Genomic DNA, 10223 nt, shown 5'->3' on the forward strand with positions numbered 1-10223 from the left:
GGTGACGGTCGCTAACGCTCGTCGGTGCCGGTCCCGCCCGGCGGCGGCAGCGCGGGGAACAGCTTGTCCGCCGCCCGCGCGAGGTCGGTGTTGCCGGCGAGGGCGGCGTCGCGCAGCGCGACGGTGGGCGCGTGCAGGAGCTTGTTGGTCAGCGTGTGCGCGAGGAAGTCGAGCACGGCGTCCGGGTCGCCGCCCGCGGCGAGCTGCTGCTTCGCCTTCGCCAGGGCATCGGCCTTCGCGGCTTCGCCGTGCGCGCGCAGGCGCTTGAGCGGTTCGGTCCGCGTGCTGGCGCCGAGGGTTTCGATGAAGCGGGCGACCTGCAGTTCGACGATGGCTTCGGCTTCCTCGGCGGCCTCGCGGCGGCTGCGGCGGTTGTCCTCGATCGCGCGTTCGAGGTCGTCGACCGTGTACAGGAAGATGTCCTTCAGCTCGGCCACGTCGCTGGCGATGTCGCGTGGCACGGCCAGGTCGAGCAGCAGCATCGGGCGATGGCGGCGCGACCCGAGCGCGGCGGCCACCTGCGCCTTGTGCAGGATCGGATCGCGCGCGGCGGTCGCGGAAATCACCACGTCGGCTTCGGAAAGATGACGGTCGAGTTCGGACAAGGCCAGCGCGTAGCCGCCGTGGCGGGTGGCGAGGTCCTGCGCGTGGGCCAGGGTGCGGTTGGCGATCAGCAGGCGCTTGGTCTTCGCCTGCACCAGGTGGCGCGCGGCGAGCTCGATGGTTTCGCCGGCGCCGATCAGCAGCACCGTGGAGTCCTCCAGGCGCGCGAAGGATTCCTGCGCCAGGCGCACGGCAGTGGAGGCGACCGAGACCGGATTGGCGCCGATGCGGGTATCGGTGCGGGCGCGCTTGGCGGTGGCGAAGGCGTGCTGGAACAGGCGGTCGAGCTGGCTGCCGAGGCTGCCCGATGCGCGCGCGGTGGCCCAGGCGTCCTTCACCTGGCCGAGGATCTGCGGCTCGCCGAGCACCAGCGAGTCCAGCCCGGTCGCGACGCGGAACAGGTGGCGCACGGCATCGGCATCCGCATGCCGGTAGAGATAGGCGTGCAGGTCGCCGAAGTCGTCCGGATGCGTGGCCAGCCAGTCGGCGAGGGCATCGCCGCGATCTTCGGCGACCGCGTACAACTCGGTGCGGTTGCAGGTCGACAGCAGGGCCACTTCGCTCACGGTCGGAAGGCCGCGCAAGGCCGACAGGGCCGCGGGGATGGCGGCGCCGGAAAAGGCCACGCGCTCGCGCAGGCTGACGGGCGCGGTCTGGTGGTTGATGCCGAGTACGAGAAGGCTCATCTGAGCGGAGGCGGCACGTGGCCGTTCAGGGGCTTGCGCTAAGCTGGCTCGAGAAGGCCGCCATTCTACCGGCCGCAGCTTCCGCGGGTTTCCCCTTGGCGTATCCAACGCGTTCCGTTCATGTGCTGATCCGCGCCCTGCTGGTGGCTGGGCTCGTCGTTTCGCCGGCCTGGGCGGCCAAATCCGGCAGGACCACCGATGACGCCATGCGTGCGCTGGAGCCCACCCTTGCCGGGGAATTCGCCCTGCAGGCCGGCAAGCTGGATGACGCGGCCAAGGCCTATCTCGACGCCGCGCGCGCCGGCAACGACGCCACGCTCGCCGAGCGCGCCACCCGGATCGCACTCCTGGCCAAGGACAACCGGCGCGCGACCGAAGCGCTCGCGCTGTGGCGCAAGCTGGGCGGCAGCGCCCAGGCCCAGGCGGCCGCCGATGCCACCCTCGCCTTGCGCCGCGGCGACGAGCGTGCCGCGCGCCGCCAGCTCAATGCGCTGCTGACCTCGCAGGAGCAGGGCGGGTGGCAGCAGGTGGTGGGCGTGCTCAGCGTCGGCGCCCGCGATCCGCAGCAGTCGGCGCGGCTGCTGGCGCAACTGCTGGACGACGGCAAGTTGCCGGCGGAGCTGCAGGCCTGGCTGGCCTTCGGCGGGTTGGCGCAGAAGCTCGACCAGCCAGCGTTGGCCGAGCGCATCGTCAACGAGGTGGTGCAGCGCTTCCCGGGCGAACCGCGCGTCGCGCTGCTGCGCGCCAGCCAACTGCGCCAGGCCGGCAAGCCCGACGACGCGCGCAAGGTCCTGGCCGCGCTGGATCCTTCCCTGCTGCTGGTGCCGGAACTGCGCATGGCCGTGGCCGCCGAATACGACGAGCTGCACGACTACCAGGCCGCGTCCGCGACGCTCGCCCACGGTCCGCAGGACGACCAGACTTATGCGCTGCGCGCCGCGCTCCTCGCGCGCGCCGAAGACAAGACGGCATTGGCGGCCCTTTACGAAGAGTTGCGCCACGACGCCGGCAAACCCGATCCGGAGCGCCGGCTGCTGCTGGGCCGGATCGCGGAATTCCTCGAGCGCCATCAGGAAGCTCTCGACTGGTACCGCGGCGTGCCCGGGGGCGAGCAGCGCTGGGCGGCGAAGCTGCGCGCGGCGAACGTGCTGCACGAGCTCAGGCGCGGCCCGGAGGCCTACCAGGCGCTGCATGACCTGCAAGCGGACGCGGCGGCACCCGAGGAGGCGCGCCGCGATGCGTACATCCTCGAAGCCGACCTGCGCAGCAAGGACAAGAACAGCACCGGCGAGCTGGACGCGTTCGCGCGTGGGTTGGCGGCGTTTCCCGACGATCCGGACATCCTGTATGCGCGGGCGTTGGGCTGGGAGCGTCGCGACAATATTCCCCGCGCGGAGGCCGACTTCCGCAAGATCCTGGTGACGGATCCGGACAGCACGGCGGCCTTGAATGCCTTGGGCTACACCCTCGCCGATCGCACCACCCGCTACCAGGAAGCGTTGGAACTGATCGACCGCGCGCGGACCGCGGAACCGGGCAACGCCGCGATCATCGACAGCTACGGTTGGGTGCTCTATCGCCTCGGTCGCCGCGACGAGGCGCTCACCGAACTGCGCCGGGCCTTCTCCCTGCAGAAGGACCCGGAAATTGCTTCGCACCTGGGTGAAGTGTTGTGGGTGCTCGGCAAGAAGGAGGAGGCGCGCAAGTATTTCGACGAAGCGCGCAAGCTCGACCCCGACAGTCGCGCCCTGCGCCGGGCGCTGGAGAACATCGGCGAATGAGTTCGCATCGCTTGCGCGCATTTCTCGTTGCAACCGCGCTCCTGGTCCTGTCGGCGTGCGCGACGCGGCCCCCAGCGCGCGAAACCGCGCCGCTCGACATGGCGGCGGCACGCGCGGATGAGCTTCGCCGCAACGCGTTGCACGACTGGGACCTGTCCGGGCGCATCGCCGTTTCCAACGGCAGTCGCGGCGGCAGCGGCCGCATCGACTGGCGGCAGCGCGCCGAGGCCTACACGATTTCGCTGAGCGCACCGGTCACCCGCCAGAGCTGGCAACTGGTCGGCGACCCGTCCGGCGCACGCCTGAAAGGCATCGCGGGCGGCCCGCGCGAAAGCGGCGATGCCGAGGGGCTGCTGCGGTCGGCCACGGGGTGGAGCATCCCGGTGCGGGCGCTGCAGAGCTGGGTGCGCGGCATCGGCGCACCGGATCCCGAATATGGCGCGGCAAGGCTCGTTTACGACGATGGCGGCCTGCCTTCGAAGCTGGAACAGGCCGGCTGGGCGATCGAATACCAGGCGTGGTACCCGTCCGGGGTCGATGTCCCGTCGCTGCCGAAGCGGATCGTGGCGCGCAGGGGCGAGGCGAGCGTCAAGCTGGTCGTCGACGGCTGGGACCTCACGGCGCGCTAAGCGCGGCAACTACCGGTACCCTTTGCGCCCTTCGTTCAGGGCATTCCAGGATGGCTCCCATTGCGCCCAGCGGCTGGTCAGCCTGGCCCGCCCCGGCCAAGCTCAACTTGTTCCTGCGCATCACCGGGCGCCGCGCGGACGGCTACCACGAGCTGCAGACCGTCTTCCGTCTCCTGGACTGGGGCGATTCGATCCGCTTGCGGGTTCGCGACGATGGCCGGGTGATCCGCCACGGCCAGTCCGTGGCGGGCGTCGCGGAGGCCGACGACCTCACCGTGCGTGCAGCCAAGTTGCTTCAATTGGCGACGAACTGCGGCAAAGGAGCGGATATCGTCATCGAAAAGCGCATTCCGGCCGGTGGCGGCTTCGGCGGCGGCTCGTCCGACGCCGCGACGGTGCTGGTGGCCCTGGATGCCCTGTGGGGGCAGCAACTGGGGATGGATCGCCTGGCCGAACTGGGCTTGACGCTGGGGGCCGACGTTCCTGTCTTCGTTCGCGGCCAGAATGCTTGGGCCGAGGGGGTGGGCGAGCGGCTGGATCCGCTGGAACTGCCCCCGGCCTGGTACCTGCTGGCCGACCCTGGCGTCCATGCGCCGACCGCGGCGCTTTTCCAAGCCCCTGATTTGACGCGGAATGCACCGCCCGCGAGAATATCGGACTTCGTTTCGGGAACTTGGCTCGGGAACGCTTTCGAGCCGGTCCTGCGCGCGCGCGAACCGGCCGTCGAGGCGGTGTTCGCAGCGCTGGCGCAGGTCGGCACGCCGCGATTGACCGGGTCGGGCAGTGGTTGCTTCGTCGAATTCGCCACGCGCGAGTCGGCGGAAACCGCGCTGGCAGCGCTGCCGCCGGGCCTCAGGGCCTGGGTGGCGGCGGGAGCGGCAAGGTCGCCGCTGCTGGATGCGCTCGATGCGATGGCTGCCGGTTCACGGGAACCGTAGCCGAAGGTTTCAGCGCAGGGGCGTCGCCAAGTGGTTAAGGCACCGGGTTTTGATCCCGGCATTCGTAGGTTCGAATCCTTCCGCCCCTGCCATTTCCTGCAGTTGCAGCCGTTTTAGTCGCTGTTCCCCACCCACCGCCACGGTCAGAGCGAAGCGGAGAGATCACACGTGCAGAACGATCGCAACCTGCTGGTATTCAGCGGCAATGCCAACCGCCCGCTCGCCGAGGCGGTGTGCAAGGAGCTGGGCATCCGCATGGGCAAGGCCCTGGTGAGCCGTTTTTCCGACGGCGAAGTCCAGGTCGAGATCGAGGAGAACGTGCGCCGGCAGGAAGTGTTCGTCATCCAGCCGACGAATGCGCCCAGCGCCGAGAACCTGGTGGAGCTGCTGGTCCTGATCGATGCGCTCAAGCGCGCATCGGTGTCCAGCATCACCGCGGTGGTGCCGTACTTCGGTTATGCGCGCCAGGACCGGCGTCCGCGCTCGGCACGCGTGCCGATCACGGCGAAGGTGGTGGCGAAGATGTTCTCGTCGGTCGGCGCCGACCGCGTGCTGACGGTCGACCTGCACGCCGACCAGATCCAGGGCTTCTTCGACATCCCGGTCGACAACGTGTACGCCTCGCCACTGCTGCTCGCCGACATCTGGCGCGCGCACGGCACGGACAACCTGATCGTGGTTTCGCCGGACGTCGGCGGCGTGGTGCGCGCCCGCGCGATCGCCAAGCGCCTGGACGACGCGGACCTCGCGATCATCGACAAGCGCCGCCCGCGCGCCAACGTCGCCACGGTGATGAACATCATCGGCGACGTGGAAGGGAAGATCTGCGTGCTGGTCGATGACATCGTCGACACCGCCGGCACCCTGTGCGCCGCCGCGGGCGCGCTGAAGGCGCGCGGTGCGCAGAAGGTCGTCGCCTACTGCACCCACCCGGTGCTGTCGGGCGCGGCGATCGACAACATCACGAAGTCGCAGCTGGACGAGCTGGTGGTGACCGACACCATCCCGCTTACGGCCGCGGCCAAGGCCTGTGGCCGGATCCGCCAGCTCAGCGTCGCCGAGCTGCTGGCGGAAACGATCCGCCGCATCGCCTTCGGTGAATCCGTCAGTTCGCTCTACGTGGACTGACCCGGGCCCCGGCCCAAACCGCTCACCTGGTCGCGGGTGAGTGGCATCGCCGCCGCGAGGCGGTTTCATTGCAAGCAAAGTGAGTAACGAAAATGTCTGAACACAAGATCTCGGCCACTGGCCGCGAAGCCGCAGGGAAGGGTGCGAGCCGCCGCCTGCGTCGCGCCGCCAGCATCCCGGCCGTCCTGTACGGCGGCAATGCCGCCCCGCAGAGCATCCAGCTCGAGCACGAAAAGACCTGGCTCGCCAGCCAGAACGAGTGGTTCTACTCGTCGATCCTGAGCCTCGACCTGGACGGCAAGGTGCAGAAGGTCCTGCTGCGCGATATCCAGCGCCATCCGTACAAGCAGATCATCATGCACCTGGACTTCCAGCGCGTTGACGAGAACCAGGCGCTGCGCGCCAAGGTGCCGCTGCACTTCCTGAACCAGGAAAAGTCGCCGGCCGGCAAGACCGCGGGCGTCGTGATCACCCACGAGCTCAACGAAGTCGAAGTCAGCTGCCTGCCGAAGGACCTGCCGGAGTTCATCGAAATCGACCTGGCTGGCCTGGCCGTCGGCGGCATCGTCCACCTCTCGGAGCTGAAGCTGCCCAAGGGCGTGGAATTGCCGGAACTCAAGCTGGGCAAGGAACACGACGTCGCCGTCGTGATCGCCAAGCACGGCAAGGAAGAAGCGGTCGAAGCCGCTGCTCCGGAAGCGGCCGAAGTGCCGGCCGCCAAGGTCGCCAAGAAGGAAGAGAAGTAATCGTCCTCGCCCGGCGCGCCCTCCGGCGCGCCGGTGCGCTGCGAATTACTCGCTCCATCGATGGCAGGCTTGCGCCTCATCGTCGGGCTGGGCAATCCCGGACCCGAGCATTCCAGGACCCGGCACAACGCCGGGTTCTGGTTTGTTGACGCCCTCGCAGACAAGTTCGGCGGGCGTTTCGGCCTGGAATCCAAGCTGTTCGGCGAGACCGCCAAGGTCGAGATCGCCGGCCAGAACGTATGGCTGCTCAAGCCAGCCACCTACATGAACCTCTCCGGCAAGTCGGTCACCGCGGCCCTGCGCTACTGGAAGATCGAACCGGAAGAGGCGCTGGTCGCGCACGACGAACTCGATCTTGCTGCAGGCACCCCGCGACTCAAGTTCGACGGTGGCGCCGGCGGTCAGAACGGCATCCGCGACATCATGCGTCTGCTCGGCCATGGCAAGTTCGCGCGGCTGCGCATCGGCATCGGGCATCCGGGGCACAAGGACCGCGTGACCCCGTGGGTGCTCGGCAAGCCGGGCCGCGACGACGAGGCCGCGATCCTGCGCGCCATCGACGATGCCATGGATGTCCTGCCGCTCGCGGTGGCGGGTGATTTCAACGAAGCGATGAAGCGGCTCAACACCGCCAAGACGTGATTCGGGACTGCGGATTCGCGCGCGAGTCCGCAGTCCCGAATCTCGAAATCCAAACAGCGAAAGGCTGTAACCCGGAGTTATTCATGGGCATCAAATGCGGCATCGTCGGCCTGCCCAACGTCGGCAAGTCGACCCTGTTCAACGCTCTCACCAAGGCGGGAATCGCCGCGGCCAATTTTCCGTTCTGCACGATCGAGCCTAATGTCGGCGTCGTGCCGGTGCCCGACCTGCGCCTCAATGCGCTCAGCGACATCGTCAAGCCGCAGAAGGTGATCCCGACCGCGGTGGAATTCGTGGACATCGCCGGCCTCGTCGCGGGCGCGGCGAGCGGTGAAGGCCTGGGCAACAAGTTCCTCGCGCACATCCGCGAAGTCGATGCGATCACGCATGTGGTGCGCTGCTTCGAGCATTCCGACGTCATCCACGTCAACAACAAGGTCGATCCGATCGCCGACATCGAGACCATCGACACCGAACTGGCGCTTGCCGACCTCGAGTCGGTGGAGAAGGCGCTGCAACGCGCCGAGCGCTCGGCGAAGACCGGCGACAAGGAGGCGAAGGCGCGCGTGGAAGTGCTCGGCCGCATCCGCACGGCTCTGGATGCCGGCAAGCCGGCGCGCGCGCTGAGCCTGTCCGATGACGACAAGGCGATGGTGCGCGACCTGTTCCTGCTGACGCTCAAGCCGGTGATGTACGTCGCGAACGTGCTCGAGGATGGCTTCCAGGGCAATCCGCACCTGGACGCGGTGCGCGCGCGTGCCGCGGGCGAGGGCGCCGAAGTGGTGCCGGTGTCGGCGGCGATCGAGGAAGAGCTGAGCCAGCTCGATGATGCGGATCGGGACGCCTTCCTCAAGGATCTGGGCCTGGACGAGCCCGGCCTCAACCGGGTGATCCGCGCGGCCTACAAGCTGCTGGGGTTGCAGACCTATTTCACCGCTGGCGTGAAGGAAGTGCGCGCCTGGACGGTGAAGTCCGGTTCGACGGCGCCGCAGGCGGCAGCGGTGATCCATACCGACTTCGAGAAGGGCTTCATCCGCGCCGAGACCATCGCGTACGACGACTTCATCAAGTACAGGGGCGAGTCCGGTGCGCGTGACGCAGGCCGCCTGCGCCTGGAAGGGAAGGAGTACCGCGTCCAGGAAGGCGACGTGCTGCACTTCCGCTTCAACGTCTGATCGCGCCGCGGTCGAAGGGCTGAGGCGCGCCGCCGAACTCGGCACTCCTCAAGCTCGCGGAGCCTCTGCCATCCCGCTGGCTTGGCGCCCGAGGTGAAGCAAGAACCGCAGATCGACCAAAATTAGTTGCATGAATGCGTTGACTTCCTCCGGGCGCCTCACCAAAATAGCGGGCTCTTTGGAGGGATACCCAAGCGGCCAACGGGGGCAGACTGTAAATCTGCTGGCTTACGCCTTCGGTGGTTCGAATCCACCTCCCTCCACCACTTTCCAGTCCATCGGAACGCGGTCGAAGTAGAATGCACCACCCGGCTGCCTTACCAGCTGCCGGCGCTTCAAAGGCGGTACGTTCCAACCCGGGTTCGATCCGGCGCGGGAGTAGTTCAATGGTAGAACTGTAGCCTTCCAAGCTACTAGCGCGGGTTCGATTCCCGTCTCCCGCTCCATTGAAATAGCCCGGGACGTACCGCCCGCAAAATCTGCTCACGTAGCTCAGTCGGTAGAGCACCTCCTTGGTAAGGAGGAGGTCGATGGTTCGATTCCATTCGTGAGCACCATCTTTCGGTTCCAGCCCAAGCTGGATCCAGGTCCGAACCCCGCCCTGCGGGGTTTTGTCACGTCCCCATTCAGCAGCACAACGAGAAGCGACAGCCATGGCAAAGGGTAAGTTCGAGCGCACCAAGCCCCACGTAAACGTCGGCACGATCGGCCACGTGGACCACGGCAAGACCACGCTGACGGCAGCGCTGACCAAGGTGGGCGCGGAGCGTTTCGGCGGCGAATTCAAGGCTTATGACGCGATCGACGCGGCGCCGGAAGAGAAGGCGCGCGGCATCACGATCTCGACGGCGCACGTCGAGTACGAAAGCCCGAACCGCCACTACGCGCACGTGGACTGCCCGGGCCACGCCGACTACGTGAAGAACATGATCACCGGTGCCGCCCAGATGGACGGCGCGATCCTGGTTTGCTCGGCCGCTGACGGCCCGATGCCGCAGACGCGCGAACACATCCTGCTGTCGCGCCAGGTCGGCGTGCCGTACATCGTCGTGTACCTGAACAAGGCCGACATGGTGGACGACGCCGAGCTGCTGGAGCTGGTGGAGATGGAAGTGCGCGAGCTTCTGTCGAAGTACGAGTTCCCGGGCGACGACACCCCGATCATCAAGGGTTCGGCGCGCCTGGCGCTGGAAGGCGACCAGTCGGAAATCGGCGTGCCGTCGATCATCAAGCTGGTGGAAGCCCTCGACACGTTCATTCCGGAGCCGGAGCGCGCGATCGACAAGCCGTTCCTGATGCCGGTGGAAGACGTGTTCTCGATCTCGGGCCGCGGCACCGTGGTGACCGGTCGTATCGAGCGCGGCATCATCAAGGTGGGCGACGAAATCGAAATCGTCGGTATCCGTCCGACCCAGAAGACCACGGTCACGGGCGTGGAAATGTTCCGCAAGCTGCTGGACCAGGGCCAGGCGGGCGACAACGCCGGCCTGCTGCTGCGCGGCACCAAGCGTGACGACGTCGAGCGCGGCCAGGTGCTGGCCAAGCCGGGTTCGATCACCCCGCACACCGAGTTCGAGGGCGAGGTGTACGTGCTGTCGAAGGACGAGGGCGGCCGCCACACCCCGTTCTTCAAGGGCTACCGTCCGCAGTTCTACTTCCGCACCACCGACATCACCGGTGCGGTGGAACTGCCGGAAGGCGTCGAGATGGTGATGCCGGGCGACAACATCAAGATGAAGGTCACCCTGATCAACCCGGTGGCGATGGACGAAGGCCTGCGCTTCGCGATCCGCGAAGGCGGCCGTACGGTCGGCGCCGGCGTGGTGTCGAAGATCCTGAAGTAAGCAGTTGTTCCGGTCTGAACCGGCCGGAATGACTCCCGTCGTGACCGGCCT

The 10223-nt window shown here is 67.6% G+C and carries 9 protein-coding genes and 4 tRNA genes; 12 read left to right on the forward strand and 1 reads right to left on the reverse strand.

The window, feature by feature from the left end; all coding sequences use genetic code 11:
* Positions 1–11: 11 nt before the first annotated feature.
* Positions 12–1289, reverse strand: a complete 1278-nt coding sequence (gene hemA / locus BP05_RS06045; RefSeq protein ID WP_496361482.1) for a glutamyl-tRNA reductase — start codon at positions 1287–1289, stop codon at positions 12–14.
* 122 nt (positions 1290–1411) lie between these two features.
* Here hemA and BP05_RS06050 point away from each other — a divergent pair, with 122 nt between their 5' ends.
* The 12 genes from BP05_RS06050 to tuf all read left to right on the forward strand — a co-directional run bounded on the left by BP05_RS06050 (position 1412) and on the right by tuf (position 10172).
* Positions 1412–3070 carry a tetratricopeptide repeat protein gene (locus BP05_RS06050; protein ID WP_496361484.1) on the forward strand — a complete coding sequence of 553 codons (1659 nt, stop codon included), beginning with the start codon at positions 1412–1414 and terminating at the stop codon, positions 3068–3070.
* Positions 3067–3699, forward strand: a complete 633-nt coding sequence (gene lolB, locus BP05_RS06055) for a lipoprotein insertase outer membrane protein LolB (RefSeq protein ID WP_496361486.1) — start codon at positions 3067–3069, stop codon at positions 3697–3699. The genes BP05_RS06050 and lolB overlap by 4 nt, the downstream gene beginning before the upstream one ends.
* A 50-nt stretch (positions 3700–3749) precedes the next feature.
* The gene (gene ispE / locus BP05_RS06060; RefSeq protein WP_496361488.1) at positions 3750–4637 is read left to right on the forward strand and encodes a 4-(cytidine 5'-diphospho)-2-C-methyl-D-erythritol kinase; all 888 of its coding nucleotides are present in this window, start codon (positions 3750–3752) and stop codon (positions 4635–4637) included.
* Between the two features lie 16 nt (positions 4638–4653).
* A tRNA-Gln gene (locus tag BP05_RS06065) sits at positions 4654–4729 on the forward strand.
* A 76-nt stretch (positions 4730–4805) separates the two neighbouring features.
* Positions 4806–5765 carry a ribose-phosphate diphosphokinase gene (locus BP05_RS06070; RefSeq protein ID WP_496361490.1) on the forward strand — a complete coding sequence of 320 codons (960 nt, stop codon included), beginning with the start codon at positions 4806–4808 and terminating at the stop codon, positions 5763–5765.
* 92 nt (positions 5766–5857) lie between these two features.
* Complete coding sequence (locus BP05_RS06075) at positions 5858–6511, forward strand: 50S ribosomal protein L25/general stress protein Ctc (RefSeq protein WP_496361492.1); 654 nt, start codon at positions 5858–5860, stop codon at positions 6509–6511.
* A 60-nt stretch (positions 6512–6571) separates the two neighbouring features.
* Positions 6572–7153, forward strand: a complete 582-nt coding sequence (gene pth, locus BP05_RS06080) for an aminoacyl-tRNA hydrolase (RefSeq protein WP_496361494.1) — start codon at positions 6572–6574, stop codon at positions 7151–7153.
* 83 nt (positions 7154–7236) lie between these two features.
* Entirely contained in the window at positions 7237–8328 is a 1092-nt protein-coding gene (gene ychF / locus BP05_RS06085; RefSeq protein ID WP_496361496.1) for a redox-regulated ATPase YchF, read from the forward strand.
* A 180-nt stretch (positions 8329–8508) separates the two neighbouring features.
* A tRNA-Tyr gene (locus BP05_RS06090) sits at positions 8509–8594 on the forward strand.
* A 106-nt stretch (positions 8595–8700) separates the two neighbouring features.
* Positions 8701–8774, forward strand: a tRNA-Gly gene (locus BP05_RS06095).
* A 35-nt stretch (positions 8775–8809) separates the two neighbouring features.
* A tRNA-Thr gene (locus tag BP05_RS06100) sits at positions 8810–8885 on the forward strand.
* A gap of 96 nt (positions 8886–8981) precedes the next feature.
* Positions 8982–10172, forward strand: a complete 1191-nt coding sequence (tuf, locus tag BP05_RS06105; RefSeq protein WP_496361498.1) for an elongation factor Tu — start codon at positions 8982–8984, stop codon at positions 10170–10172.
* Positions 10173–10223: the final 51 nt, after the last annotated feature.

The sequence above is a fragment of the Lysobacter oryzae DSM 21044 genome, assembly GCF_059568595.1.

What these genes read in the sequence shown, in the direction of transcription:
- ychF (WP_496361496.1), top strand. Translation starts at nt 7,237, where the DNA reads ATGGGCATCAAATGCGGCATCGTCGGCCTGCCCAACGTCGGCAAGTCG.
- BP05_RS06075 (WP_496361492.1), top strand. Translation starts at nt 5,858, where the DNA reads ATGTCTGAACACAAGATCTCGGCCACTGGCCGCGAAGCCGCAGGGAAG.
- hemA (WP_496361482.1), bottom strand. Translation starts at nt 1,289, where the DNA reads ATGAGCCTTCTCGTACTCGGCATCAACCACCAGACCGCGCCCGTCAGC.
- lolB (WP_496361486.1), top strand. Translation starts at nt 3,067, where the DNA reads ATGAGTTCGCATCGCTTGCGCGCATTTCTCGTTGCAACCGCGCTCCTG.
- pth (WP_496361494.1), top strand. Translation starts at nt 6,572, where the DNA reads ATGGCAGGCTTGCGCCTCATCGTCGGGCTGGGCAATCCCGGACCCGAG.
- ispE (WP_496361488.1), top strand. Translation starts at nt 3,750, where the DNA reads ATGGCTCCCATTGCGCCCAGCGGCTGGTCAGCCTGGCCCGCCCCGGCC.
- tuf (WP_496361498.1), top strand. Translation starts at nt 8,982, where the DNA reads ATGGCAAAGGGTAAGTTCGAGCGCACCAAGCCCCACGTAAACGTCGGC.